The organism is Trinickia sp. HAY1-2D (genome assembly GCF_056754935.1).
Genome location: NZ_JBPGWX010000001.1, coordinates 276,083 through 301,629 on the forward strand (window position 1 = coordinate 276,083; position 25,547 = coordinate 301,629).

The 25,547-nt window shown below is 62.4% G+C and carries 22 protein-coding genes and 1 pseudogene; 15 read left to right on the forward strand and 8 right to left on the reverse strand.

Features of this window, described 5'->3' with window-relative positions; genetic code table 11:
- Positions 1-36 precede the first annotated feature (36 nt).
- The 3 genes from pdxA to dapA are packed head-to-tail and all read right to left on the reverse strand — an operon-like array spanning position 37 to position 4,532.
- Positions 37-2,430, reverse strand: a complete 2,394-nt coding sequence (gene pdxA, locus ACR9ZC_RS01190; protein ID WP_481578778.1) for a 4-hydroxythreonine-4-phosphate dehydrogenase PdxA — start codon at positions 2,428-2,430, stop codon at positions 37-39.
- Positions 2,427-3,596 carry an iron-containing alcohol dehydrogenase gene (locus ACR9ZC_RS01195; protein WP_481578779.1) on the reverse strand — a complete coding sequence of 390 codons (1,170 nt, stop codon included), beginning with the start codon at positions 3,594-3,596 and terminating at the stop codon, positions 2,427-2,429. The genes pdxA and ACR9ZC_RS01195 overlap by 4 nt, the downstream gene beginning before the upstream one ends.
- A 48-nt stretch (positions 3,597-3,644) precedes the next feature.
- The gene (gene dapA / locus ACR9ZC_RS01200; RefSeq protein ID WP_481579680.1) at positions 3,645-4,532 is read right to left on the reverse strand and encodes a 4-hydroxy-tetrahydrodipicolinate synthase; all 888 of its coding nucleotides are present in this window, start codon (positions 4,530-4,532) and stop codon (positions 3,645-3,647) included.
- Positions 4,533-4,848: 316 nt separating this feature from the next.
- Here dapA and ACR9ZC_RS01205 point away from each other — a divergent pair, with 316 nt between their 5' ends.
- A complete protein-coding gene (locus ACR9ZC_RS01205; RefSeq protein WP_481578780.1) occupies positions 4,849-5,823 on the forward strand; it encodes a LysR family transcriptional regulator in 975 nt (324 codons plus the stop codon).
- Between the two features lie 128 nt (positions 5,824-5,951).
- Positions 5,952-6,878, forward strand: coding sequence for a polyphosphate kinase 2 (gene ppk2, locus ACR9ZC_RS01210; RefSeq protein WP_481578781.1), 927 nt, complete (start codon positions 5,952-5,954; stop codon positions 6,876-6,878).
- Between the two features lie 57 nt (positions 6,879-6,935).
- On the opposite strand, the gene ACR9ZC_RS01215 is transcribed toward ppk2, so the two are convergent.
- The 3 genes from ACR9ZC_RS01215 to ACR9ZC_RS01225 form a co-directional block, all read right to left on the reverse strand.
- Positions 6,936-7,316, reverse strand: coding sequence for a VOC family protein (locus tag ACR9ZC_RS01215; protein ID WP_481578782.1), 381 nt, complete (start codon positions 7,314-7,316; stop codon positions 6,936-6,938).
- A 5-nt stretch (positions 7,317-7,321) separates the two neighbouring features.
- Complete coding sequence (locus ACR9ZC_RS01220) at positions 7,322-8,722, reverse strand: FAD-containing oxidoreductase (protein WP_481578783.1); 1,401 nt, start codon at positions 8,720-8,722, stop codon at positions 7,322-7,324.
- A 91-nt stretch (positions 8,723-8,813) separates the two neighbouring features.
- Positions 8,814-9,716: a LysR family transcriptional regulator gene (locus ACR9ZC_RS01225; protein WP_481578784.1), complete on the reverse strand. Its 903-nt coding sequence runs from the start codon at positions 9,714-9,716 to the stop codon at positions 8,814-8,816.
- A gap of 120 nt (positions 9,717-9,836) precedes the next feature.
- Between ACR9ZC_RS01225 and ACR9ZC_RS01230 the strand changes: the two genes are divergently transcribed.
- The 6 genes from ACR9ZC_RS01230 (at position 9,837) to ACR9ZC_RS01255 (ending at position 15,401) form a co-directional block, all read left to right on the forward strand.
- A complete protein-coding gene (locus ACR9ZC_RS01230) occupies positions 9,837-10,829 on the forward strand; it encodes a 2Fe-2S iron-sulfur cluster-binding protein (protein ID WP_481578785.1) in 993 nt (330 codons plus the stop codon).
- A 92-nt stretch (positions 10,830-10,921) separates the two neighbouring features.
- On the forward strand, positions 10,922-12,163 hold the full coding sequence (locus tag ACR9ZC_RS01235) for an aromatic ring-hydroxylating dioxygenase subunit alpha (RefSeq protein ID WP_481578786.1): 1,242 nt from the start codon (positions 10,922-10,924) through the stop codon (positions 12,161-12,163).
- A 1-nt stretch (position 12,164) separates the two neighbouring features.
- Positions 12,165-12,638, forward strand: a complete 474-nt coding sequence (locus ACR9ZC_RS01240) for an aromatic-ring-hydroxylating dioxygenase subunit beta (RefSeq protein WP_481578787.1) — start codon at positions 12,165-12,167, stop codon at positions 12,636-12,638.
- Between the two features lie 8 nt (positions 12,639-12,646).
- Entirely contained in the window at positions 12,647-12,958 is a 312-nt protein-coding gene (locus ACR9ZC_RS01245) for a non-heme iron oxygenase ferredoxin subunit (protein WP_481578788.1), read from the forward strand.
- 97 nt (positions 12,959-13,055) lie between these two features.
- Entirely contained in the window at positions 13,056-14,390 is a 1,335-nt protein-coding gene (locus ACR9ZC_RS01250) for an MFS transporter (RefSeq protein ID WP_481578789.1), read from the forward strand.
- Positions 14,391-14,495: 105 nt separating this feature from the next.
- Positions 14,496-15,401, forward strand: coding sequence for an endo alpha-1,4 polygalactosaminidase (locus ACR9ZC_RS01255; protein WP_481579681.1), 906 nt, complete (start codon positions 14,496-14,498; stop codon positions 15,399-15,401).
- A gap of 24 nt (positions 15,402-15,425) precedes the next feature.
- On the opposite strand, the gene ACR9ZC_RS01260 is transcribed toward ACR9ZC_RS01255, so the two are convergent.
- Together ACR9ZC_RS01260 and ACR9ZC_RS01265 are read right to left on the reverse strand one after the other, a co-directional pair.
- The gene (locus tag ACR9ZC_RS01260) at positions 15,426-15,764 is read right to left on the reverse strand and encodes a DUF4148 domain-containing protein (RefSeq protein ID WP_481578790.1); all 339 of its coding nucleotides are present in this window, start codon (positions 15,762-15,764) and stop codon (positions 15,426-15,428) included.
- Between the two features lie 104 nt (positions 15,765-15,868).
- Entirely contained in the window at positions 15,869-16,018 is a 150-nt protein-coding gene (locus ACR9ZC_RS01265; RefSeq protein WP_481578791.1) for a hypothetical protein, read from the reverse strand.
- A 389-nt stretch (positions 16,019-16,407) separates the two neighbouring features.
- Between ACR9ZC_RS01265 and mprF the strand changes: the two genes are divergently transcribed.
- The 7 genes and pseudogenes from mprF (at position 16,408) to ACR9ZC_RS01300 (ending at position 25,543) form a co-directional block, all read left to right on the forward strand.
- Complete coding sequence (mprF, locus tag ACR9ZC_RS01270) at positions 16,408-19,002, forward strand: bifunctional lysylphosphatidylglycerol flippase/synthetase MprF (RefSeq protein ID WP_481578792.1); 2,595 nt, start codon at positions 16,408-16,410, stop codon at positions 19,000-19,002.
- Between the two features lie 8 nt (positions 19,003-19,010).
- Positions 19,011-20,432: a virulence factor family protein gene (locus ACR9ZC_RS01275; protein WP_481579682.1), complete on the forward strand. Its 1,422-nt coding sequence runs from the start codon at positions 19,011-19,013 to the stop codon at positions 20,430-20,432.
- Positions 20,433-20,645: 213 nt separating this feature from the next.
- Positions 20,646-21,035: a hypothetical protein gene (locus tag ACR9ZC_RS01280; protein ID WP_481578793.1), complete on the forward strand. Its 390-nt coding sequence runs from the start codon at positions 20,646-20,648 to the stop codon at positions 21,033-21,035.
- Between the two features lie 73 nt (positions 21,036-21,108).
- Positions 21,109-22,257, forward strand: a complete 1,149-nt coding sequence (locus ACR9ZC_RS01285) for a transporter substrate-binding domain-containing protein (RefSeq protein ID WP_481578794.1) — start codon at positions 21,109-21,111, stop codon at positions 22,255-22,257.
- Positions 22,254-22,874, forward strand: coding sequence for an ANTAR domain-containing response regulator (locus ACR9ZC_RS01290; protein ID WP_331566460.1), 621 nt, complete (start codon positions 22,254-22,256; stop codon positions 22,872-22,874). Before ACR9ZC_RS01285 ends, ACR9ZC_RS01290 begins: the two co-directional genes overlap by 4 nt.
- A gap of 38 nt (positions 22,875-22,912) precedes the next feature.
- Positions 22,913-23,385: pseudogene (locus tag ACR9ZC_RS01295) on the forward strand (CreA family protein).
- Positions 23,386-24,001: 616 nt separating this feature from the next.
- Positions 24,002-25,543, forward strand: coding sequence for a methyl-accepting chemotaxis protein (locus ACR9ZC_RS01300; RefSeq protein ID WP_481578795.1), 1,542 nt, complete (start codon positions 24,002-24,004; stop codon positions 25,541-25,543).
- The last annotated feature ends 4 nt before the right edge of the window (positions 25,544-25,547 follow it).

A 25,547-nucleotide genomic window follows, 5' to 3' on the forward strand; every position in this document is an offset into this window, starting at 1 on the left:
GGACGCGGCGAGCTGCGTCCAACCTTTGCGTTGCGTTCAAGCCGCCTGAACGGCGCGTCGCGTTGCCAGGTCTTGTGCCTGTTTCAGCGCTTCCAGCATGCTGCGTTCGTCCGCGATACCCTTACCCGCGATGTCGAAGGCGGTGCCATGATCGACGGAGGTGCGAATGACGGGCAGCCCGACCGTCACGTTGACGCCCGCCTCGAGCCCCATCACCTTGACGGGGCCATGGCCCTGATCGTGGTACATCGCGACGACGACATCGAAATCGCCTCGTCCCGCCCGGAAGAAAAGCGTATCGGCCGGCAGCGGACCTTCCACATTCCATCCGCGTTCGCGCAGCACCTCGATCGCGGGCATGATCTTTTCCTCTTCTTCGCCGTAGCCGAACAGGCCATTCTCGCCCGCGTGCGGATTGATTCCGCACACGCCGATGCGCGGCTCGTCGATCCCCGCACGTACCAGCGTGTCGTGAGCCCGCTCGATGGTGCGCTGAACGAGGCCCGGCTCGATGCGCGCGATGGCGTCGAGAAGCCCGATATGCGTCGTGACGTGAATGACGCGCAGGCGTGGCGCGACGAGCATCATCGACACTTCGGGAATGCCGGTCAGATGCGCGAGCATTTCGGTATGGCCCGGGAAAATATGGCCGCCGGCGTGCAGGGCTTCCTTGTTCAGCGGTGCCGTGCAAATGGCATCGAGCGCACCCGACGAAGTCAGCGCTACCGTGCGCGCGATGTAGCGGTAGGCCGCGTCGCCCGCGATGGCCGAGAGCTTGCCGTAGGGCAGATCGGGTGGAATCAGGCCGAGATCGATGCAATCGACCTCGCCGAAAGCGAAGCGCGCTTCGCTCGGTTCGGCGATGGCGCGAACGCGCAATTCGACGCCGACGCGTTGTCCCGCATCGACGAGGCGCCTGGCATCGCCGATGACGAGCGGCCGGCAGCCGTCGTACACGGAACGATGCGCGAGGCTCTTCATGATGATCTCGGGTCCCACGCCGGCAGCATCGCCCATCGTGATGCCGATTACCGGACGATATGTCATGGTTTCCTCTTCGGTGAATGATGGCGATGCCAAGGCACCCTCCTCTCGAAAGGCGACGAGCCGGCGCCAGGCTCGGTAAAGTGTGTCGGGCTCGCCGAAGCCGCCGGCCTTCGTGACGACGGCCAGACCGCGGCACTCGCCCTCGTCCGCCACGAGCAGCGCGACGCCCGATTCGAGTTCCTCGGCGACGGCGAGCGAGCGCACGCCCATTGCCGAAAGCAGGGCGCGCGCGGTCTCGCCGCCGGTGACGAGGAGCGCTGCCGCGTGAACTGCGGCGGGCACGAGATGGGCAGCCAGATGGTTGACGAAGCGCGCACCGTCGGCCGCATCGAGCCGCTGATCCTGCCCGAGCGAGACGACGACATGGCGTCCTGCCGCCAATGCCTGCCCGACACGATCGGCCAGTGCGAGGGCGTCGGGATGGGCCGGCTCGGTCAGTGCCGTAGCGTCGATGTCGATGCGTTCGATCGAGCCGGCTGCATTGGCCTGCAGCATGGCGACTTGACGATGGGACACACTGGACATGCTGCCTACGACGACGAGTACCCCGCGCGGCGATCGATGCAGTCCCGATCGCAGCGCAGCCGAACCCGGCAGGGTTTCGGCGGAAGGTGCGGGAGATGCGGAAGGTGCCGTGCTGGCAGCCGCTTCGCAAAGCGCTTCGAAAAGCGGCGCGGCCAACCCCGCGGAACCGGCCCAGAACACTTGATCGAGCGCTATCGAAGCTTGTGCGATACAACGCAGATCGTCATCCGTCTCCGCATCGCAGACGACGGCCTGCACGCCGCTCGTTCGATGCGAAGCCAGCGTCGCAGCGAGCGCGGTCGGCCCGTTGCGAATGCCGGACAGGCCGACGGTCCCCACGCGCAGGCCCGCAACGGAGAGCATCGCTTGCAAATCGCCTTTGCCGACGATGCCTTCGTTGCGCCAGAGCTCCGACTCTTCGACCGGCACACCGAACACCATTTGTCGTGCGTTACGCGTGGTGCGTCCGGCGTGCGGGAACGCAGGTGCGACGATGGCCATGCCTGCACGATCGGTCAGCGCACAGATCTCGGCGGCAATATTGCCGCGCAGCGTCGAGTCGATCTTTTTGAAAAGACGCCGGCCGGCGCCGAGTACCCGCCATGCCTCGGCGGTGACGGCCATTGCTTCCGATGCGACCAATCGACGCGAATCGGTATCGACCGCCAACACATCGACGTGTTCGTTCGCGGCGCACGGAGACGCCGATGACGCTGAATTCGTTGCGCCATGGGTGTCGAGCACGACGCGCGCACGCATCGCGCAGCGGACGCAGGCAACGGCGCTGTCGGCGGTGCCGGACAGATCGTCGCCGACGACGAGAAGTTTCGGCGCCTGCCGTTGCGCGGACGAAGTCATGGGAGCAGCCGCTTGTAAATCCCCTTGATGTCTTCGAGATCGAGGGGTTTCGGGTTGTTGCCGAGCAGCCGCTTCACTTTGAGTGCCGCTTCGGCCAGCGGCTGCACATCGGCTTCCGATACACCGAACGCGCGCAAATCCTGCGGGATGGCCATGACCTCGGTCCAGGTGCCGATCGATGCGAGCAGGCTGTCGGCTGCTGCCGCGTCGTCATCGCCATGAGCGGACAGTCCAAGCGCGCGCGCCACGTTGGCAAGGCGCCCGACGATCGCATCGCGATTGAATCGCATGACGTGCGGCAACAGCATCGAATTCGCGACACCGTGCGTGATATTGAACATCCCGCCGAGCGGGTAGGCGAGCGCATGCACGGCCGCGGTCCCTGCGGCCGTGAGGGCGAGACCGCCGTACATCGATCCGAGCAGCATCGCCTCGCGCGCTACAAGCGAGCTGCCGTTCCGATATGCGTCGACGATGTTCGCGCCGATCAGGCGCATCGATTCCATCGCATACATATCGCTGATCGGATTGGCCTTCGTCGAGATATAGGATTCGAGCGCGTGAATGAATGCGTCCATCCCGGTTGCCGCGGTAATCGGCTGCGGCAGACCGAGCGTGAGCGTCGCATCGAGGATCACCAGTTGCGGCAGCAGATGACGGCTCACGATGCCCACCTTGAGCGCCTCGTCCGGTAGCGTGACGATGGCATTGGGCGTGACTTCGGAGCCGGTGCCGGCGGTTGTCGGCACGAGAATCAGCGGGATGCCGGGCGAGCCGATGCGATCGATGCCAAGCCAGTCGCGCAACGGCTCGCGATTCGTCATGCGCGCCGCGAAGAGCTTCGCCGCATCGAGCACGCTGCCGCCGCCGATCGACAAGACCGCGTCGGGCGCGAACGGCGCGATCTGCTCGCCGAATACGGTCTCGACGTTTTCGATAGTCGGCTCGGGCTCGACATCGCGTACCGTCAGGACCTGGATATCCTTCGATTCGAGCGCCGCGACGACGCGCGCAGCGACACCGTTGCGTTCCATGGCCGGCTGCGTGATGAAGGCGATGCGGCGGATGGGACGCTCGAGCAGGGCGAGCTTCTCGGGCAACTGCTCCAGACTGCCGGATCCGTGCACGATGTGCCTGACTGTTTGGAAGTGGTAAGCCGGATTCATAGGGGGGACAAGGATTTTCGGATCGAATGAAGGCGTGAAGACTGTCTGTCAATCCATGCGCGGATAGTGCTCGATCGCTTTCGCGAGCCGCTCGCGGGCCGCGGCATCGAGCGGTTGCGCGGGCGCGCGCGCCGGTCCTGCAGGCATCCCGAGCATCTGCGCGGCGGCCTTCAACACGACGGGCAACGTCCCCAGCGCGAACGCTTCGCGCAATGGGCGCAGCGATTCCTGCGCCCGCCGCGCGGCCGCGATGTCGCCACGTTGAAAGTCGTTCCAAATCGACATGACGACGCCGGGCACGGCGTTCGTGGTGGCGGCAACCGCGCCGTCGCCGCCTGCGATCAATGTCCACAGGATCATCGAGTCGGTGCCCGTGAACACGGCAAAGTCGTCGCGGCGCAACGCGATCAATTGCAAGAGCCGATCGAAATCTCCGCCGCTGTCCTTGATGCCGCGAATGTTGGGGATGTCGGCCAGACGCCGAACGGTATCCACATTCAACGTAACGCCCGCTTTGGCCGGAATCGTATAGAGCATGACGGGCAGCGCAGTGGCGCGCGCGATGCGCTCGTAATGCGTGAACAGTTCCGCCTGCGTGGCACCGTTGAAATAGGGCGTAATGACCGAAACGGCGTCCACGCCGACGTCTTCCATTTTGCGATTGAGCGCGATCACATCACGCGTGGCGTAGGCGCCGGTGCCGGCAATGACGGGCACGCGCGAACGTGCCTGATCCACGGCAATGCGCGCGATCCGAAGCTTCTCCGGTTCCGAGAGCGAAATGAACTCGCCATTGGTACCCAGCACGAAAAGACCGTGTACGCCCGCCTCGATGAGCTTGTCGACGAGCGTCCGGAGTCCTTGCTCGTCGATTTCTTCGTCCGGCGTCATCGGTGTGATCAGCGCGGGCACGATTCCTTTGAATGCCACTGATATATCTCCTGCTCGATGGTGCGCCCGATCGCGGGTGCATTGTTTTGATCGGTTCGGTCAATCCGATGCGGTGCGTGGGAGGAGCGTCGCACTAGCGTGCGCTAATGAAGCCCTCGCCGGTGATCGATGGGAGCATGTTAGACGACCGGATCGGTCGTTTCAACTATGTGTAAACCCTTATTTTGATCGAATCGATCAAATCGATGTGCGTTTCTCCGGAGGAACGGCGCGGCCTCCCGCGAGGCGTTACGGAGCCGGAGACTTGTGTCGCGCCCGCTCGTTGACCTATTCTCGACTGTTGGCTATTCGGAGGGCGAGCATGGACCGGCTACAGGCGATGGAAGTCTTTACCCGCGTGGTGGAGGCGAACAGCTTCACGCGGGCGGCGGAAACGCTGCGCATACCGCGCGCGACCGTCACGACCGTCATTCAGAATCTCGAAGCGGTGCTGGGCGTGCGTTTGATGAATCGCACGACACGGCGGCTGGCGCTCACCTCCGATGGCGCGGCGTACTACGAGCACTGCATCAAGATTCTTGCGGAGATCGCGGAGACCGACGCGAGCTTTCAGGTAGGCAATCGCAAACCGGGCGGCATGCTGCGCGTCCATATGCCGGGCGCGCTCGGGCGGCGGCTCGTGATTCCGGCGTTGCCGCTTTTTCACCAGCGCTATCCGGACATCACGCTCGATCTCGGGTTGTCGGACCGTGCCGTCGATCCGGTCGAAGAAGGCGTCGATTGCATGATTCGAATCGGCCCGCTCGAGGATTCTTCGATGGTGGCGCGTCGCATCGGGATGTTGCGGCGGGTCACATGCGCGTCGTCAGGTTATCTCGAGCGCTATGGCGCGCCGCAAAGCATCGCCGATCTCGTTTCGCATCGTGCCGTCAACTACCGCGCGAGCCATGACGGACGCGCCGTACCGTGGGTGTTTCTGATCGACGGCAAGCCGGTGGAAGTGAAGATGAATGGCGTTGTCACGGTCAACGATTCGGATGCCTATGTCACCTGCGGCTTGGAAGGATTCGGCCTGATTCAGCCGACGCTTTTCATGGTGTTGCCGCATTTGATCGACGGCTCGTTGAAAGAAGTCTTGCCCGATTGCAATCCGAAGCCAAAGCCCATTTCGATCGTTTATCCGCATAACCGGCATTTGTCCGCGAAAGTGCGCGTATTTGCGGAGTGGATCGCCGAGCTCTTCGAATCCACGCCCGCGTTGGAGGGCGGGGAGCCTTGGCGTTCTGCGGTGAACAATCGGACGGCCAAGCAGGACAGGGGGCAGCTGGTGGCGTGACGAGCGTGCATGGGCCCGGAACCGGAGCGAAGCGCCCCGGGTAATATGGTCGTCATGATCCGCCCCGAAAATCGGGGCGGGTTGGACCGTCCATATTCGCCGCCGCGCATTGCATTGGGAGAATCGCCATGAAGGAAGAGGATCCGAGATCCGACACGTTCGCGCTCGACGAGCGGCAGCGCCGTCTCCACGAGGACCTCATCGACGCCTACGACGAAGAAGTCGAAATGGAAGTGGACGACCGGCTTCTTGACGGTGCGGGCGTGCTTTCGCCCGAAGCACGCGAGGCGCGCAAGCACTATTTTCGCGAGCTGTTCCGGTTGCAGGGCGAACTGGTCAAGCTGCAGGACTGGATTGTGGCAACGGGCCATCGCCTGGTTGTCATCTTTGAAGGACGCGATGCGGCCGGCAAGGGCGGCGCGATCAAACGCATTACGCAGCGGCTCAATCCGCGCGTGTGCCGTGTGGCTGCCTTGCCTGCGCCGAGCGACCGCGAGCGCACGCAATGGTATTTTCAGCGTTACGTGGCCCATCTTCCGGCCGGCGGCGAAATAGTGCTGTTCGATCGGAGCTGGTACAACCGCGCGGGTGTCGAGCGCGTCATGGGATTTTGCGACGATGACGAGTGTGAAGAGTTTTATCGCTCCGTGCCGGAATTCGAAAAGATGCTCGTGAGAAGCGGTATCCAGATCCTCAAATACTGGTTCTCGATTACCGACGAAGAGCAGGAAATCCGCTTTCAGGCGCGCATCAAAGACCCGCTCAAGCAATGGAAGCTGAGCCCGATGGACCTCGAGAGCCGGCGCCGTTGGGAAGCGTATACGCAGGCGAAGGAAGTGATGCTGCAGCGCTCGCATATTCCGGAGGCGCGCTGGTGGGTCGTCCAAGCCGTCGACAAGAAACGCGCACGCCTGAACTGCATCCATCATCTACTGAGCCAGGTGCCGTACCAGGAGGTCGAGCACCCGGCCGTTACGCTGCCGGAGCGTGTCTACAACGAGGACTACATTCGAAATCCCGTCCCGGCTGAAATGATCGTGCCTGAGATCTATTGAACGACGCAGCGCGGCACGAGGCGCTGCGTCGAGCGACGAACGGCATACGGCGCTTGCTCAAGCTGCGCCGTAGGGTCGCGTAATGATCTCGAGGAAGTGGCCGTTCGGATCTTCGAAATACGCGCCGCGGCCGCCGTCGTTCGTGTTGATCTCGCCCTCGCGCCGCTGGGCAGGATCGGCCCAGTACCGCAGCTTGCGGGCCCGTATGCGTCCCATGATTTCGTCGAATTCGGTCTCGCTGACAAGGAACGCATAGTGCTGCGAGGCGGGCCGTTTGCCGGATGTCAGAAAGTCCATCGTCACGCCGTTGCTGAGCTGCACGGCGAGAAACGGGCCGAACGCAGTCGGCGCGGGGAGCCCTAGAATCTCCGTCAAAAACGCCGCCGACGCATCCCTGTCCTGCGCGTAGACGATAGTGTGATTGAGCGCCACGCTCATCGCCGCTACCTCCTTTCAGCATCGATATCGGTCAAAGGCTTCAACTCGCCAAGCACCGTCGGCAGCAGCTCCGATACCGTCGGATGAATATGCATCGCACGCTGCATGACGGTGTAGGGCGCTTTGGCATACATCGTATCGAGCACGCAATGAATGGCCTCGTCGCCACCGACGCCCAGAATCGCCGCCCCGAGGATTTCTTTCGTATCGGCATCGACGACGATTTTCATAAAACCCTGGGTTTCTCCCTTTTCGACGGCACGCCCCACGCGCTCCATAGGCCGCATGCCGATGAGCGCCTTGCGGCCCGCGCGGCGGATTTCCTCGAGCGTCATGCCGGCGCGGCCGAGAGGTGGGTCGATGAACAGGCCATAGGCCGTAATCCGGTCGCGCACGCTACGGTTGTCGCCATTGAGCAGATTATCGGCGACGATCTCGTAGTCGTTGTACGACGTATGCGTAAAAGCCCCGCGGCCATTGCAGTCGCCGAGGGCCCAGACGTGCGGAACAGCCGTCTGAAGCCGGTCGTCGACCGTGATGTAGCCGCGTTCGTCGACGGCGATACCGGCCCGATCGAGGCCGAGGTCGTCGGTATTCGGCTTGCGTCCGACCGCAACGAGCAAATGCGAGCCGACGATCTCACGCTTGCCGCCTTGGCAGTCGAGCTTGACTGCGATATGCGCGCCGCGCTTTTCCACTGCCATACACTCGGCATGCAGTTCGATCCCGACGCTTTCTTTGGCCAAAATATCGCGCACCGCTGAAGAGACGTCCTCGTCTTCGCGACCGATCAGGCGCGGGCCTTTTTCAACGACCGTGACGTTACTGCCGAAGCGCCGATACATTTGAGCGAATTCGAGGCCGATATAGCTGCCGCCGATAATGATCAGGTGTTCGGGCAGAAAGTCGACGTCCATCATCGTGGAATTGGTCAGAAAGTCGACTTGGTCGAGCCCCGGCATAGGGGGAATGAAGGGACGAGTGCCCACGTTGACGAAAATGCGCTCGGCACTGAGCACGCGGTCGCCGACGCGCACGCTATTGGCCGATTCGAAGCGGGCGTGCCCTTCGAGGACGGTGCAACCCTCGAGCCCTTTCAACCATTTCTCGACATTGGTCCTCGATTTGCCGGATATCTGGTCTTTGCGGGCCTTGACGCGACGCATATCGACATCGATCGCACCGCCGATATCGACGCCGAAATCCGCGGCGCAACGGGCCAGATGGGCGGCGTAGGCGCTGGCAACCAATGCCTTGGTCGGGATGCAGCCAGTGTTCACGCACGTGCCGCCGAAAAGATTGCGCTCGGCGATGGCAACGCGCATACCGGCCGACGAAAGCCGCGCCGCCAGCGCGGGCCCGGATTGACCTGTGCCGATGATGACGGCGTCGAATCGATCGGTCATGCTGGCCTCCGCGTATCGCATGGACGAAACATCGTCCCATCATAGGCGAAGCATCGGCGCTTTGCCGGCTTGCGCGCAGGCGTCGGCGCACTCAAAACGAAAACACGTCGGACACGATCTGCCTCAGCCATTGATTGGCGGGTTCGCGATGGTTTTTTGCGTGCCAGAGTACGTTGATCACGATATCGGGAATTTTCACGGGGCACGGTGCCGATTCGAGACCGAACGGCGCGAGCGTCCTGTCCGCATAGGCCTGCGGCACCACCGCGATGAGATCGGTGTTTTGCAGGATGTGCCCTACCGCGACGAAGTGCGGAACGCGCAAGCGGACGTCCCGCACGATGCCCGCGCGCTGAATGACCTCGTCCACCATCCCGTGCCCGGTACCTTGCGCGACGACAGCGACGTGATGCGCCGCACGGAACGCTTTCAGCGTCATACCGTCTTGCGCCAGCGGGTGCCGTTTGCGATACAGGCAGACATAACGCTGACGAAACAGTCGTCTTTGAAAGAAGCCGGTCTTCAGGCCCGGGACGAATCCGATCGCCAGATCGATCTGCCCGCTTTCCATCAGCTCGTGTAAATCGGGGCGGCTCGTCGGCGTAGTGGAGATGGTCACGCCCGGCGCCGTCAGCGCCAACCGCTTCATCAGTTCGGGCAGGAAATAGATCTCCCCGATGTCCGTCATGGCAATCGAGAAATCGCGGCGGCTCGTTCCGGGATCGAACGTCACCTTTTCGTTGAGCGACGTATGGATCGCGCCGAGCGCATAGCCCACTGGCTCCGCCAACCGTTCCGCGAACGGTGTCGGCGCCATTCCTTTGGCGGTGCGCAGGAAAAGCTCGTCGCCCAAAAGGCGCCTGAGCCGATTCAACGCATTGCTGACAGCCGGCTGCGACACGTCGAGACTCTCGGCGACGGCGGACACGCGCCGCAGCCGCAATAGCTCGTTGAATACGACGAGCAGGTTCAAATCGATGTCCCGCAGCTCCATGCCATCCCCACGCGTTATCACTGAAATTGATACAGGATATTCACCCGTTTCTATTTATCAATACTAACGGCGCGCGCACTATCTCGCCATACCGAACGATATCTGGAGACGAGCACTGCCATGGAAGTCGCCGTTTTGCCGCTGCAGCGCACCATCGCCGCCGAGCCCGGAGCCAACCTGCTGGACACGCTGCGCGAGCACGGCATCCCCGTTTCGTACAGCTGCATGGCGGGCCGGTGCGGCACCTGTCGATGCAAGGTGGTCGGCGGAAAAGTGATCGAGGCGGGCCCCGAGCAAGCGCGCGCGCCGATGGGCGCCGGGGACTCCGTGCTCGCCTGTCAGGCGACGCTCGTCGAAAGCTGTGCCATCGAAATCCCTGAACCGGACGAGATCGTCGTGCATCCCGCGCGTATCGTCAAATCGACGGTCGTGGGCCTGGAACGCGTCACGCACGATATCGTGCGTCTGCGGCTGGCGCTGGCGAAGCCGCTTCAATTCTCGCCGGGGCAATACGCGACCCTGCAGTTCGCGCCGGATCTGAGTCGGCCCTATTCGATGGCCTGTACCGATTCGGCGAACGAACTCGAGTTTCATATCCGCGTGGTGCCCGACGGCCGCGTGACGTCCTATGTCGCATCGACGCTGAAACTCGGCGATACGGTCCGCGTCAGCGGCCCGATGGGCACCGCGTATCTGCGTCGCAAGCACGAGGGGCCGATGATCTGCATCGCGGGCGGAACCGGGCTCGCCCCGGTGCTCTCGATCGTCCGCGGCGCGATCTCCGCCGGAATGACGAACCCCATTCATTTGTACTTTGGCGTGCGCTCGTCGGCCGATGTCTATGGCACGGAGTGGCTCGACGCATTGAAAGCCGAATATCCGCCGCTGCGCAGCCATATCGTCGTCGCCGCCTCGTCCGAACCCGTGGCAAAGAGCGGGCGAGCAGGCGTCGTCACGCATGCGATCGATGAAGACTGGAAAGAGATGAGCGGCTGGCGCGCCTATGTCGCCGGCTCGCCACTGATGGTCGACGCAGCCACGCTCGTGCTCGCGCGCAAAGGCATCGCACGCGAACACATCTACGCCGATGCCTTTTACCCCAGCGGCGTTTGATCGATGAAACGTGCCGACGCAGTGGCGCCGGCCGGCAACGAGGAAATATGGGTATCCGCGTAAAAAGACAGGAGACGACGATGGCGGACAGCATGAAGCGATCCCAGCCAGCCTGGGGTTCGGAAGGATCGAGTCGCATTCCCTTTTGGGCTTACACCGATGCCGACATTTACCGGCGGGAACTCGACCGGTTCTTTTATTCGGGCCATTGGTGCTACATCGGCCTCGAAGCGGAAATCCCGAATGCGGGCGATTTCAAACGGACTGCCGTCGGCGAGCGCTCGGTTATCGCGACGCGTTCGGCGGACGGCGAAGTGCATGTCGTCGAAAACGTCTGCGCCCATCGGGGCGCACAGTTCTGCCGCGAAAAGTTCGGCAACCGCAAGGACCTGACGTGCCCGTATCACCAGTGGAACTACGACCTCAAGGGCAACCTGGTGGGCGTACCGTTTCGCCGGGGCGTCAAACAGGACGGGAAGATCAACGGCGGTATGCCGGCCGAATTCGATCCGAAGGAGCACGGGCTCACGAAGCTGAAGGTCGCCTGCCGCAACGGCGTGATCTTCGCATCGTTCGATCACGACGTGCAGCCGCTCGAGGACTACCTCGGTCCGACCATTTCGCGATATTTCGATCGGCTCTTCGATGGCCGCAAGCTGACTGTGCTCGGCTACAACCGTCAGCGTATCCCCGGAAACTGGAAATTGATGCAGGAAAACATCAAGGACCCGTATCACCCCGGCCTGCTGCATACCTGGTTCGTCACATTCGGCCTTTGGCGGGCCGACAACAAGTCCGAACTGCGGATGGACGAGCACTTCCGGCACGCCGCGATGATCTCGACGCGCGGCGCCGGCGGCAAAGGAGAAGTCACGAGCGGTGTCACGAGCTTCAAGGAGCAGATGGCGCTCAACGACGACCGTATTCTCGATGTAGTCCATGAGCCGTGGTGGGGTGGGCCCACCGCCGTCCTGATGACGATTTTCCCGAGCGTCATCATCCAGCAGCAGGTCAACTCGGTCTCGACGCGGCATATCCAGCCAGTCGGGCACGATGCGTTCGACTTCGTCTGGACCCACTTCGGATTCGAAGACGATCCCCCCGAGATGACGCAGCGCCGTTTGCGGCAGGCGAATCTGTTCGGTCCCGCCGGCTTCGTTTCCGCCGACGACGGCGAGGTCATCGAATTTTCGCAGGAGGCATTTTCGAAGAAGCGAAACCATCGGACGCTCGCGGAACTCGGCGGGCGCGGCGTCGAAGAGGCCGAGCACATGGTGACCGAGACGCTGATTCGCGGGATGTACGACTATTGGCGCCGCGTGATGGAGGTTTGAAATGCTGGACTTCGAAACTTTTCAAGCGGTCCTCGCGCTTTATGCCGACTATGCGGCGGTACTCGATAGCGGCAACTGGGACAAATGGCCCGGGTTCTTCACCGAAGACTGTAGCTACAAGCTTCAACCGCGCGAGAACCACGAACGCAATCTGCCGCTTGCGACGCTTTCGTTCGAAAGCCGGGGCATGCTGAAGGATCGCGTCTACGGGATTTCCGAAACGATCTTCCACGATCCGTATTACCAACGCCATATCGTGAGTATTCCGCGCATCGTTCGCTCCGATGCGCAACGAATCGAGACCGAAGCGAATTACGTGGTGTTTCGTACGAAGCCCGACGGCATGACGACGCCGTTCAACGCGGGCAGGTACCTCGACGTCATTCGCCGCACGGCCGATGGACTGAAGTTCGAATCGAAGCTTTGCGTCTTCGACAGCGAAATGATTCCGAATTCAATCATTTATCCCATTTGAGGCGAACCATGGCGGCACAATGGACGAAAGTCATTTCCATCGCAGAGCTTTCAGCCGACGACGTATCGGTGGTCACGCTCGAGAAACGGGAGCTCGCGCTCTATCGTATTGGCAGCGCGGTCTACGCTACGGACAATCTTTGCACCCACGGCAATGCCCGCTTGTGCGACGGATTTCTCGACGGACATGAGATCGAATGCCCGCTGCATCAAGGCAAGTTCGATGTTCGCACCGGACGCGCGATGTGCGAGCCGCTCACCGAGGATATCGCGACCTATCCCGTCGAGCTGCGGGGCGACGACGTTTACGTCGAAGTATGAGCGCCTCGTAAAGCGATTCGATCGGCGCGCAGCGACATCGCGCCTGTCCAGACTCAGACTCATAAAACACCAGACAACATCTGGAGGAGACATAGCTATGCAATCGCACACTGCGAGTGTGGACGTGCGCGCGTGGATGGACGCGCAACGTTTTTCGCCATTCCAATGGTGGGTTCTTATTTTGTCGTTTTGCGTCGTCGCGGTGGATGGCCTCGATACCGCATGTGTCGGCTTCATCGCGCCGGCATTGAGACAGGCGTGGCACATTGGACCTTCGGTGCTCGGCATGCTGTTCGGTGCCGGCCTTGCAGGCTTGATGATAGGGGCGTTCGTATTCGGACCGGTCGCCGACAAAATCGGGCGTAAAAGAACGTTGATTGCGTGCGTCGCCTTCTTCGGTCTCGCAAGCCTCGGATGCGCCCGCGCTCCGACGATCGAATCGCTGATCGCGCTGCGCTTCGTCACCGGTCTGGGGCTTGGCGGAGCGATGCCGAATGCCATTGCGTTGACGTCCGAGTACTGTCCGCAAAGCCGGAAATCCTTCCTGACCACAGTGATGTTCTGCGGTTTCACACTGGGTTCCGGCTTGGGCGGCGTCCTGTCGGCGCATCTCGTGCCCGAGTATGGGTGGCGCGCTGTGCTCATTGCCGGAGGCGTCCTTCCGCTTGCGCTCGTGCCCGTTCTGATCGTGTCGTTACCGGAGTCGGTTCGTTATCTCGTGGCCGCAGGCGAAAAGTCCGAGCGCGTCGCGAGTTTGCTCGCGCGCATCGCCAAGCATGAATTCACCGAAAAGACGAGATTCGTCCTGGCCGAGGCGAAGGCGGAAGGATCGCCGGTGCGCCAATTATTTGCCAACGGGTTTCGCGCGGGGACGCTGCTGCTGTGGTGCATCTTCTTCATGAGCTTGTTGATCGTCTATCTGATGACGAACTGGCTTCCCACGATCGCACATAACGCCGGCATGAGCTTGGCCGACGCTTCGCGTTTGATGATGCTCTATCAGATCGGCGGAACCATCGGCGCGGTGGCGATCGGCAAGACGATGGATCGGATCAAGCCACCCGTCGTACTCGGTGCGGCTTATGGCGCAGGCGCGTTGCTGATTGCGGCGCTGGGCCACGCGCAGGGCATGCCGTTGATGCTCGCGGTAACGGGAGTCGGTTTTTGCATCAGCGGTTCGCAGATCGGCGCGAATGCTTACGCGGCTCAATATTATCCGACCGAAAGCCGTGTGACGGGCATCAGCTGGGCGTTGGGTGTCGGACGTCTGGGATCGATCGTCGGATCGCTATCGGGCGGCTTGTTGCTCGCCATGAACATTTCGCAATCCTCATTGTTCATGCTTGCCGCCGTCCCCGCGCTGCTGGCTTCGCTAGCGGCATTTCGTTGCTACCCCCGGGAGCCTGACGGCATCGCGGCAGTAACGACATGACAACCGTCTGAGTTATCATCGGGCCTGCTTCGGACTTGAGTTCCGATCGTCTGCGCGCTTCGAGGCGCATGACAGTTGAGTGTCGACAATAACTCAGGGGAAGTCATGCGCCTTGCGGACCTTTGCATCGGCGTCGTTGCCGCGACGGGGCTCGCAGCTTGCGGCGGAGGCGGGTCGTCATCGGTCGCCGACGCGTCGTCGGCCGCTGCCGGTTCCATCGTGGCATCTTCCGCGGCGAGCACTTCCTCGGGAGGCGCTTCGGCTGCGACGGCATCGGCCGCGACGCACTGGATGCCGGTACAAACCGACACGTGGCAGTGGCAGCTGACCGGCGCAATCGATACTAGTTATCAAGTCGGCGTCTACGACATCGATCTTTTCGACGCACCGCAATCGGTCATCGACAGTTTGAAGGCGCAGGGCCGCAGGGTGGTGTGCTATTTTTCGGCAGGCACCGCGGAAAACTGGCGGTCCGACTACTCGCGATTCCTGCCGTCCGATCTCGGCAACAGCGTGCAAGGGTGGTCCGGTGAACGCTGGGTCGATACGCGATCGACGAACGTGCGCAACATCATGTCGGCACGGCTCGATCTGGCCGTCAGCAAAGGGTGTGATGGCGTCGAGCCCGATAACGTGGACGGTTACACGAACAACCCCGGATTACCGCTCGACAGCTCGACGCAAGCCGACTTCAACCTCTTCATCGCAAACGCCGCGCATGCGCGGCACCTGGCTGTTGCGCTGAAGAACGACATCGAGCAATTAGGGGCGTTGGGTGCGAGTTTCGACTTTGCAGTCAACGAGCAATGCCACGCTTTTAACGAGTGCAGTGCCTATGGCGCATTCCTGGCCTCGGGTAAAGCCGTTTTCAATGCCGAATACGCGTCGAAGTACGTGCAAAACACGGGCGGCGCGCGCGATCAGCTTTGTCAGACAGCCAAAACCGAGAACCTCCGCACGCTGGTGTTACCGCAGGCCCTCAACGACAGTTTCCGCTTCAGTTGCGATTGAGGGCCGCTGCGGCGGCGCGCACGCTTAGTGATGGCCGAACATCGACCGTTTATTCATATCCGGTGTCATCGCGGGCATGGTATGTCCGGTTTCCGCAGTGCCCGTCGCCGTTCCGCCGACGCCGGTCGCCGATGCGTCGTTCATGCCGTTGTGCTTTGCGGCCACGCGCGCTTCGGCGGCCTGAATCTCGGCCGGATAGGTTCCCCGATTGCCATGCGCCGGGTTATAGCCGGCATGCTCGAGCTCGATCAACTGAGCCCGTACCTGGTCGCGCGTCACCGGCCCATTGGATGTTTGAGCGAATGAAAGGGCCGGCACGACGAGTGTGATGGCAATGGCGGTGGTTTTGACGATGGCTTTCATGGTGCGACCTCCCGATCTGTTTGCCAGTTGCGCGCAAAAAATCGTTCGCGCTCGGCAATATCAGCGTAGGGCGTCAATCTTAAGGATGGCTTAGTCGAAAGCGGTCAATCGCCACGGGTCCGTTTGCCGGGGGCTTCGCGCGGCGGCCGCGCGCCGCGTTTGCCGAGCAGGCTCAGCAGATGGCCGCCCCAAAAAAGGAGTGCGACGATGCCAAAAATCAGACAAACACCCACAAGGAGCTTGATCACGATCATATCGGTCGGTGCGCGAGGTTATTGTCAGCGTAATGATATGCCTGCTTGCGACTCCTTTCCCAAAACGCATGAGCGCCCCGTCCGGCGCGGGTCACGGCGCCATGACCGTCGATCGAAGGAGTGCCGGACAACGCGAACGGCTCGCTAAAGCAACGCCTGCCCGGTGTCGATATGGAGGGAAGGCTTGTTGCCGTAACGGCGAACGTGCGGTCGGGTTTCCTCGGGGTGTTATCGAAGTCAACCGGATGCATCCTTCCAGCGTTTGTTAGATCACAATTTGCTACATCGATCGGTAAAGGGGCTTGATCGCTCTTCTCGACGGTCGGCGACGGGCGTCAGTGCTGTCGCGGGCCGGGAGCGGCTGGTCGTGTTACCGGTGTCCAGGAAATATGCAGCGACATGAGGGGGAGTACCGCCGAAAGGCGCTGACAGCGCTTCGCGGTACGTATCGACGCATCGATTACAAGCGGTTGGTGTCGCCCGCGCTCGCGCTGGGTATCTGCGTACTGCTGCTGGTGGCCATCCAGCACATGTCGCAAGGCATCAACTATCACTCCGTCAGCCGGCAGTTGTTCGCCATTGCTCCGGACAGGTGGCTGATCGCGCTCGGCGCCACGGCACTGAGCTTCGTTGCGCTCGTCGCGCGCGACGCCATCGGTCTGCGCCACGTCGCGGCCAAGGTGCCGCGCCCATTGCTCTGGGTGGGGGCAGCGACCGGGTCGGCGCTCGGCAATGCCGCGGGCTTCGGCGCCTTGACGGGCGGCGCGGTGCGTTGTCGCGTGTATGGTGCGGTGGGCGTCACACCTGCCCAGGTGGGCCGCCTCACGGTGTTCACTGGCGTCTCGCTGGCCCTTGCGCTGTTGCTGTCGAGCGCGCTGGGCGCGCTCTGGGACACGGCGCCGCTCGCGGCCATGATGCATGTGGGCCGCGCCAGCCTCGCGATCGGCAGCGCGCTCGTGCTGGCCCTGTTGGCCGTCATCGTCGCTTGCTGCGGCACTGAAACGCGACAACTGCGTACGCGCTGGCGGGCTGTGGCGTTCGACATCCCTTCGCGAGCCGATCTGATCTGGGAGATCGCGCTTGGCGTACTGGACGTGGTCGGCGCCGGCGCGGCGCTCTGGGTCTTTCTCCCGCAAACGGATGTAAGTTTCGTCAGCTTCCTGACCGTCTATTCGGCGGCGCTCCTGCTCGGCATGGTGGGCCATACGCCGGGCGGCGTCGGCATATTCGAGTCCGTCATGGTCTTCGCCCTGGGCGGGGACTTGAGCGCACCGTCGCTGGTGGCGGCTCTTCTCGCTTACCGCGTGGTTTATTTCGGGCTGCCGCTTCTGCTGTCGGCCGGCGTGCTGGCCGGCTTCGAAGGGCGTGCGCTTCGCCAGCGCCTGCCGCTACGGCGCGTCGCGGGTCTGGCGCAACTCGCGCCGCTTTTTTTGTGCCTCATTACATTTCTCGCGGGCTCGATGCTGATCGTTTCGGGCGCGACGCCGGCTTTCGGCCGCCGGCTCGCGATTCTTCGGCATCTCGTTCCGCTTTGGGTGCTCGAGAGTTCGCAACTGGTCAGCGCCGTGCTCGGCGTGCTATTGCTGTTCGTCGCTCGCGGGTTGCTGCGCCGACTGGATGCGGCCTGGTGGCTCACGCTGACGCTCGTGGCCGTCAGTCTCGTCCTTTCCGTCATCAAAGGGCTGGCCTTCGTCGAAGCCGGCATCCTCGCTTCGCTGGTCGTATTGCTGCTTTGTACACGTCGCCGGTTCAGCCGGCGCTCGTCGCTTTTCGCGGAGCGTTTCACGCTGGGATGGGTCATGTCCGTGGCGATCGTGATCATGTGCGCCGCCTGGGTCATGTTCTTCGCGTACCGCAACGTTCCCTACAGCAACGATCTCTGGTGGCAGTTCGCGTTCGACGAGCGCGCTTCGCGCTCGCTGCGCGCCATGCTGGCGGCCGGATTGTCCGCGGCGGCTTTCGCGCTGTGGCAGCTGCTGCGTCCCGCCAAGGGGCGTTTCGTCCATCCGAGTTCGGAAGACCTGACCGATGCGGTTCAGATCATTCGCGGGCAAGAGCGCAGCGATGCCGGGCTCGCGATGATGGGGGACAAGAGTTTTCTTTTCTCGGGTTCGCGCCAGGCATTCCTGATGTATGCCAAGCACGGTCGCACGTGGGCGGCCCTGCACGATCCGGTGGGGCCCCGGTGCGAATGGGCCGAATTGATCAACAAATTCGTGGCGCTCGCGCATGCGCATGGCGGCCGCGCGGCGTTCTATCAGGTCCGCGCGGATTCGTTGCCGCTCTATCTGGATTCGGGCCTCACGCTGATGAAGCTCGGCGAGGAGGCTCGTGTGGGCCTCGATGCGTTCGATCTGAACGGGCCGAAGCGGGCGGCGTTGCGTTATTCGCTGCGCCGCGCGCAACGCGACGGCTGCACGACGGAAGTCGTCGATGCGCCGGATATTCCCGCTCACTTTGAAATACTGCGGGATATTTCCGATCGCTGGCTCGGCAGCCGGGCCGGCCGCGAAAAGAGTTTTTCGGTGGCCGCATTCAGCGAGGCCTACCTCGCCGCGCAATCCGTGATGCTGGTCCGTCAAAACGGCGTGCCGGTTGCATTCACGACCTTCATGACGACCGATCTGAATGTCGAGGCGACGGTGGGCGTGATGCGGCATCTGCCGGAAGCTTCGCCGTATGTCATGGACTATTTGTTCATCGAACTCGCGATGCATTTGAAAAGCGCGGGATATCGGTTCCTCAGCCTCGGCATGGCGCCGTTTTCCGGCGTCCAGCCGATGCCGCTCAGTTCGCCGCTTCATCGGCTCGGATCGATGGTCTGGAAATTCGGCGGGCGTTTCTATAATTTCCAGGGATTGCGCGCATTCAAAGGCAAATTCCAGCCAGGCTGGGAGCCGCGCTATCTCGCGGTCTCCGGCTGGATCGGCGCGCTTATGACCTTGGTCGATCTTTCAATTTTGGCGGGCGGTCGCCGTTCATGACAATTCGTTTGGCAGTACGAAAATTGGGTTCGCTCGCCATGGCGGCGGGCATGTTGATTTGCGGCGCGGCGCATGCCGAGCCTGCGCGTATTTCGGGCGGTCGCTACGGCGACGTTACGGTAGCGTGGCCTACGGGCGAGTTGCGCGGCTTCGTCGTGCTCTTCTCGGCCGGCAAGAGCTGGAAGCCGGCCGATCAGCAAGCCGCCGAGGCATTGGCGCATGAGGGGGCGCTGACCGTAGGCGTCGATACCGAGCGCTACACGGCCCGTCTCGCGGCGGACCCGAATGCTTGCCAGCAATTGGTTGGGGACGCCGAGGCGGTCAGCCATCAGCTCGAGCGGCAACTGAAGTCGAGCCGCTATTTCGCACCGATCGTCGCGGGGACCGGCGCGGGCGGCACGCTTGCGCTGCACGTGCTCGCCCAGGCGCCGGCGAATACGGTGGCGGGCGCCGTATCGATCGATCCGCACGGCACCTTGGACAAGCGGATCAAGCTTTGTCCTCCCGATCCGACGATCAGCCGCGGCAGCGTCTTGCCCGGTTTCGTGGAGACGGGCGTGACGAGCCCGGGCGGCATTGCCCCGATGCGCCAGGCCGAACGTTCGGCCGTCAAGGAAGGCGCCGATTCGCCCAGTTTTCGGAATCGGAAGGACGACAAGAGCCTGACCGCACCGGTCTTGACGCAGCCGCCGCATCTGTTTGCCGCGACCGTGACGCGCAGCGAGCAATTCGTCACGCTGGTCCGCCCGCATCTGCTTGCCGATACGGTCGGCGAACAGGACGTTTCGGATTTGCCGCTGATCGAATTGCCGTCGGCTCATCCGCGCGGGATGCTCGCGATCGTCATGTCCGGTGACGGCGGCTGGCGGGATCTGGACAAGAGCATTGCCGAGGAGTTCGCCAAGGATGGCGTCTCCGCGGTTGGCTGGGACAGCTTGCGTTATTTCTGGAGCGAGAGAACGCCGGAGCAGGTGAGCCGCGACCTCGCCCGCGTGATTCGTTTTTATTCGGCGCGGTGGCATATCAAATCCGTTGCGTTGATCGGCTACTCGTTCGGTGCCGACGTGATGCCGTTCGCCTACAATCGCCTACCGGCCCCGCTGCGCGAGAAAGTTGCGCTCGTCTCGCTGCTGGGCTTTGCGCCGACGGCCGATTTCCAGGTTCGGGTAACCGGTTGGCTTGGCTTGCCGCCGAGCGACAAGGCGTTGCAGGTGCGCCCGGAGGTGGATCGGCTCCCGGCAGGACTCGTCCAGTGTTTTTACGGCGAGACTGAGGAAGACAGTCTATGCCCAGCGCTTGCCGGCACGCGGGAGGTCATTCGCACGCAAGGAGGCCACCACTTCGGCGGTAGTTACGGCGACATGGAGGATCAGATTCTCGCCGCCTGGGAAAAACGCATGCCGGTGCAGGTCACGGGCGCCAAGCCCTGAGCCCGATGGGCGCGCGCAACGCGCGCCGTTTCGCCTGCGGCGAAGGTCGTCCTGCTCGAACGAGACGCTCAAATAGCTTATATTGAGCGGGCTTGTTCGCAGGGAGTCGTCCGTCGGCCGCGACGTTCGTTTTCGTCTTATCGTGTGCCTCCTTTGCTTATCCATTCAACGCCGCGGTTTTCCGATACCGCCGGCCCACCAGGAGATCGTCTCATGGACGCACAGCAGCTCATTTCCGAGTTTCTTTCCTCCGAACATGGGAGTCAGGCGGCTCAGGCATTGGCGTCGCAAGGCATTGGCGCCGACGATGCTCAGCAGATGCTGAGCCAGGCGGCCCAGACGGCGCATGCTCACGTCGAAGAGCAGGGCGGGGGCTTGCTCGGCCAAAGCCCGGGCAAAAGCTTTTTTGCCGCGTTTGCCGCAGGTATCGTGCGCGGCGACGGTGTTTTCAAATCGCTGATGGAAGGCGGCGAAGGCGTGCTCACCGGACGCGTCGCCGAATCGATCGCGAACCGGATGGGCATCGATCCATCCGTCGCATCGACGGTCGCAGCCGCCGCGACGCCCTATCTCGTCGCCTTCCTGAAGGAAAGGCTGGGCTGAGGCTCGCTATCGCGATCCCAGTGTGGACCGGGCCGCGCGGCGGGAGCGCGGCGCGCGCAACGAGGGGACTCAAATGACGCGGGACGACGAAGCGGCATGGCGCATAGGCATTCTGTATTCGCGTAGCGGCGTCACGGACGCAACCGAGTCGGAACATTTCTTCGGCACGGTACTCGCGATCGAAGAGATCAATGCCAGCGCAGGCGTGGCAGGGCGTCTGCTCGATCCGGTCGCATACGATCCCAAATGCGATGCCGACGAGTATCGCCGGCTCGCCACGCGCATGTTGCAGGAAGACGACGTGACCGTCATCTTCGGCTGCTCGACATCGTCGAGCCGCAAGGCCGTGCTGCCCGTGATCGAACGCAACAATGCGCTGCTCTGGTACTGCTCGATCTACGAGGGGTTCGAGTATTCCCCCAATGTGATCTATACCGGCGCCGTCCCCAACCAGAACAGCATGCAGTTGGCCGCGTGGTTGTTGCGCAACCGGGGCCGCCGGTTTTTTCTGGTCGGCGCGGACTACATCTATCCGCGCGAATCGAACCGGATCATGCGCGATATCGTCGAGGAGCACGGCGGCGAAATCGTGGATGAAGTCTATTTGCCCAGCGACGCGGAGCCCGCGGCGCTCGAAACGGTGGTCGCCGAAATCGCTCGCATGCGGCCCGACGTCGTCTTTTCAACGCTGATCGGACGCGGCGCACGCGCGTTTTACAAGCTGTATCGCGACCACGGGCTCGATCCCGCCGAAATCCCCATTGCCAGCCTCACGATGACCGAAGGCGAGATACGCATGATCGGCCCGGCGTTGTGTGGCGGACATATCGTCTCCGCCACCTATGTCAATTCATTGGACAATCCGGGCAATCGGCGCTTTCTGCAAGCGTGGCGGGCTCGGTTCGGCGATCAGCCGGCCAGCATGTGGTCGGAGATGGCGTATAACCAGGTGCACCTGTTTGCGCTTGCATTGGCGCGCGCGCAGAGTCTCGACACGTCGAAACTCGTCGATGCGGTGCATGAAGTCGAGTTCGACTCTCCCGAAGGTCTGCTACGGATCGATGCGGACAACAATCATGCGATGCTGACGCCACGTGTTGCCGTGTGCAAGCCGGACGGGACCTTCGATGTGGTTTGGGAGGGGCGCGAGCCGGTCAAGCCCGACCCCTATCTGACCACGTACGGATTCGCCGAATTCTGGCTGGACGGAGATTCAGCATGAGCGCCACCGCGCGACGTCTGTTCGACGATCTGCGCTCGTTGCGGGTCGCGGTCATCCATCCGCCCGGAGACGACCGAAGCATCCTCGAGGAGCAACTGCGCCGGATCGGCTGTCCGGTGCGCATCGTGTGGCCGTTCCCGCCGCAGTTGCCTGCGGACGCGGACGTCATCCTGTTTTTGGTTGGACCGGAGCTCCGCAGTGCAGGCAACTGGTGCGCGGCCGATACCGCGGCGACGCTGATTGCGCTGTCCGACTACGAAAATCCGACGGCATTGAAAATGCTCGTCGACACACAGGCGCACGGCGTGATTGCCAAGCCGTACCGTTCGACGGGCATTCTCAGCACACTCGTGCTCGCGCGCGCATCGTCAGGCTATCAGCAGCGTTTGCAGAACAAGATCGGCAAGCTCGAGGAGGCAATCAAGTCTAGGCGCCATGTCGAAAAGGCCATTCGTACGCTGATGGACGCGCATCGCCTCAGCGAAAACGAAGCATATGAGCACATTCGCTCGCGCGCGACGGAATTGCGTGTGACCGTCGGCGAGGTCGCGACGATGGTGATCGATGCGCACGAAGCGATGGAAAAGCTCGGGCTGGGCAAGCCCGGGAAACGATGACAGACATTCGAAGCAAGCTATTCGCGATGAACATTCAAATGCGCCGCCACATTGCTGCGATCTGGTGGCTCGCCACTGCCTTAGGGGCCTCTCACGCGTTCGCGGAAGAAATCGGCAGTGTCAATACGAACTTCCGATTGCCGAAATCGGACCGCGTGGTGGTCGAGGCTTACGACGATCCGGCCGTGCCCGGTGTGACCTGCTACGTCTCGCGTGCGAGAACGGGCGGGCTCAAAGGGGCGTTCGGCGTAGCCGAGGACCCGACCGAAGCATCGATCGCTTGCCGGCAAGTTGGCCCGATCCGTTTTCAAGGCACGGTGCGCCAGCAAGAAGATGTCTTTACCGAGCGGATGTCGCTGATTTTCAAAACCTTGCACGTGGTGCGAATCGTCGACGCCAAACGCAACGCGCTCGTCTATATGACGTATAGCGACCGCGTGGCGTCGGGGAGCGCAAAAAACAGCGTAAGCGCGGTGCCGCTTCCCCGGGAACACAGATTCCGCTCAAGTAGAGGTTCCGATCCGCCGATCGCGTCCGCGTACCCGCGTCAACGAATCCGGAAGACGCCGCCGATACCGACGCTGACGGGGGGCGGGCCGTAGTACGCAGGCGCATAGGTGTAATAGCCCGGCGCCGGTCCATAGGCATAGGGCTGTGCGACCACGCAACCGCCAAGGCCGACTGCGAGCGCAAGTGTAAGAAGAAGCTTTGGCATCGTATTGTTCTCGTCGAGTGTCAAAGAGTGCCACCAGGGATTCGCGCTGCGATGATTTGAAGCGAGTCCCAATTGAGGCGACGAGCCGAGTCTAATGCGCAACATGCCGGAATGGGTTTCGCGCAGCTTTACACGTGTTACCGGTTGTGACTGCTGCGGTTCAACGGGGGGCGACTGCGGGCTTTGTCACGGCGCTGCGCGACGCCTGCCGGCGGGCGCAGCGGACCATTAGCATAACTAAATAATATTTATCGGTATTAACTTATCGTTCCTGAAAATCACGCTTATCGGGTTTATTCCATCTCAAGTCCCGGGCAAATCTGCCGATAACGATTGCAGGTGGCATGCTCCGTTATTCGTAATACGGATGCTTCGAATTCCGCTCCGGCACCGCTCCAAAAACAGGGACGAAATGAACTCCAAACTCACGATCAAGGGACGCATCGCTTTGGCGATGGGCTCGCTCGGTGTGTTGCTGATCGCTGTCAGTATCTTGGGCTTGATCGGCATGAGCCGCGCAACCGACGCGACGTATGCGGTCTTTTCGGACAACCTCCCCAGCGCGGTCGCGACGGGCAACGCCGCGGCATTCGTTTTGCGCGAGCGCGTCGTGCTCGATCGCGCCGCCTTGACACCGGATGCGCCCAACGTGCAAGCCACGTTCGATCGTGCAAGACGGTATCGCGATGTTTCGAATCAATGGTGGAATCGATATCTCGCACTTCCTCGCGACGCCGAAGAGGACCAGCTTGCCGGCAAGGTTACGGCGACCCGTCAGCAGATGTACGAGGCGATCGATCGTGTCATCGACGCGATCAAGGGAAAGGATGCGAGCGAGATCCGCGCGAAGACGTCTGCTCTGACCGCGCCTTATGTGGCGCTCGGCGCGGCAACCGATGCGTTGACGGATCTTCAGGAGCGCAAGGCGAAAGCACGCTATGACGGCGCCAGCAGCCAGTACCGGCTGTTTCGTGCGCTCGCGATCGGTATGTTGCTGATCGGTGCCGGCGCAGCGGTGCTTGCCTGGGTGTCTTTACGCCGCGCCATCGGCCGGCCGCTCGACATGGCGCGCGCACACCTGAGGGCCATAGCCGAGGGCGATCTGAGCCGTGCGGTACCCGTCACGAGCCGCGACGAGATGGGCCAGATTCTCGAAGGGCTCGCGCGCATGCGCGACGCATTGCGCGACACCGTGCGTTCGGTTCGAGACGGCAGCGAATCGATCGCACAGGCCACGCAGCAGATCGCCGCCGGAAATCTGGATCTGTCCGCGCGCACCGAAGAGCAGGCCGCGTCGCTGCAGCAGACCGCGGCCGGCATGGAGGAATTGACCGGGACGGTCCGTCAGAACGCCGACAATGCGGGGCACGGCAGCAAGGTGGCCGAGGACGCCACGACGGTCGCCCATCGCGGCAGCGAAGTGTTCACGCGCGTGGTCGGGACGATGGGCGAGATCAGCGACAGTTCATCGAAGATCGCCGACATCATCGGCATCATCGAAGGCATCGCTTTCCAGACGAACATTCTGGCGCTCAATGCCGCCGTCGAAGCCGCGCGTGCCGGCGAGCAGGGGCGCGGTTTCGCCGTGGTGGCCGGTGAAGTCCGCGCGTTGGCGCAGCGATCGTCGGGTGCCGCCAAGGAGATCAAGCAATTGATCGACACATCCGTATCGCGCGTGCAAGCCGGTGCGTCATACGTCAACGAGGCGAGTACCGCCATGCACGAGATCATGGGCTCCGTCGCACAAGTCCGGGAAATCATGACGGGGATTGCATCGGCATCGTCCGAGCAGCGTGTCGGTATCGACCAGATCGCGCTGGCCGTGACGCAGATGGATACCGTCACTCAGCAAAACGCCGCGCTCGTGGAGCAGGCGGCCGCGGCCGCACAGTCGCTCGATCAGCAGGCCATGAAGCTGAAAGAAGCCGTCGCGATTTTCAAGCTCGACGCCTAGCGGT

Excerpts from the sequence above, each read along its gene's own strand:
- ACR9ZC_RS01290 (WP_331566460.1), top strand. The coding sequence starts at position 22,254 with ATGAGCGCCACCGCGCGACGTCTGTTCGACGATCTGCGCTCGTTGCGG.
- ACR9ZC_RS01285 (WP_481578794.1), top strand. The coding sequence starts at position 21,109 with ATGACGCGGGACGACGAAGCGGCATGGCGCATAGGCATTCTGTATTCG.
- ppk2 (WP_481578781.1), top strand. The coding sequence starts at position 5,952 with ATGAAGGAAGAGGATCCGAGATCCGACACGTTCGCGCTCGACGAGCGG.
- ACR9ZC_RS01280 (WP_481578793.1), top strand. The coding sequence starts at position 20,646 with ATGGACGCACAGCAGCTCATTTCCGAGTTTCTTTCCTCCGAACATGGG.
- pdxA (WP_481578778.1), bottom strand. The coding sequence starts at position 2,430 with ATGACTTCGTCCGCGCAACGGCAGGCGCCGAAACTTCTCGTCGTCGGC.
- ACR9ZC_RS01250 (WP_481578789.1), top strand. The coding sequence starts at position 13,056 with ATGCAATCGCACACTGCGAGTGTGGACGTGCGCGCGTGGATGGACGCG.
- ACR9ZC_RS01205 (WP_481578780.1), top strand. The coding sequence starts at position 4,849 with ATGGACCGGCTACAGGCGATGGAAGTCTTTACCCGCGTGGTGGAGGCG.
- ACR9ZC_RS01225 (WP_481578784.1), bottom strand. The coding sequence starts at position 9,716 with ATGGAGCTGCGGGACATCGATTTGAACCTGCTCGTCGTATTCAACGAG.
- ACR9ZC_RS01245 (WP_481578788.1), top strand. The coding sequence starts at position 12,647 with ATGGCGGCACAATGGACGAAAGTCATTTCCATCGCAGAGCTTTCAGCC.
- ACR9ZC_RS01265 (WP_481578791.1), bottom strand. The coding sequence starts at position 16,018 with ATGATCGTGATCAAGCTCCTTGTGGGTGTTTGTCTGATTTTTGGCATC.
- ACR9ZC_RS01220 (WP_481578783.1), bottom strand. The coding sequence starts at position 8,722 with ATGACCGATCGATTCGACGCCGTCATCATCGGCACAGGTCAATCCGGG.
- ACR9ZC_RS01235 (WP_481578786.1), top strand. The coding sequence starts at position 10,922 with ATGAAGCGATCCCAGCCAGCCTGGGGTTCGGAAGGATCGAGTCGCATT.
- ACR9ZC_RS01255 (WP_481579681.1), top strand. The coding sequence starts at position 14,496 with ATGCGCCTTGCGGACCTTTGCATCGGCGTCGTTGCCGCGACGGGGCTC.
- ACR9ZC_RS01300 (WP_481578795.1), top strand. The coding sequence starts at position 24,002 with ATGAACTCCAAACTCACGATCAAGGGACGCATCGCTTTGGCGATGGGC.
- ACR9ZC_RS01230 (WP_481578785.1), top strand. The coding sequence starts at position 9,837 with ATGGAAGTCGCCGTTTTGCCGCTGCAGCGCACCATCGCCGCCGAGCCC.
- ACR9ZC_RS01260 (WP_481578790.1), bottom strand. The coding sequence starts at position 15,764 with ATGAAAGCCATCGTCAAAACCACCGCCATTGCCATCACACTCGTCGTG.
- ACR9ZC_RS01215 (WP_481578782.1), bottom strand. The coding sequence starts at position 7,316 with ATGAGCGTGGCGCTCAATCACACTATCGTCTACGCGCAGGACAGGGAT.
- ACR9ZC_RS01240 (WP_481578787.1), top strand. The coding sequence starts at position 12,165 with ATGCTGGACTTCGAAACTTTTCAAGCGGTCCTCGCGCTTTATGCCGAC.
- ACR9ZC_RS01195 (WP_481578779.1), bottom strand. The coding sequence starts at position 3,596 with ATGAATCCGGCTTACCACTTCCAAACAGTCAGGCACATCGTGCACGGA.
- mprF (WP_481578792.1), top strand. The coding sequence starts at position 16,408 with ATGCAGCGACATGAGGGGGAGTACCGCCGAAAGGCGCTGACAGCGCTT.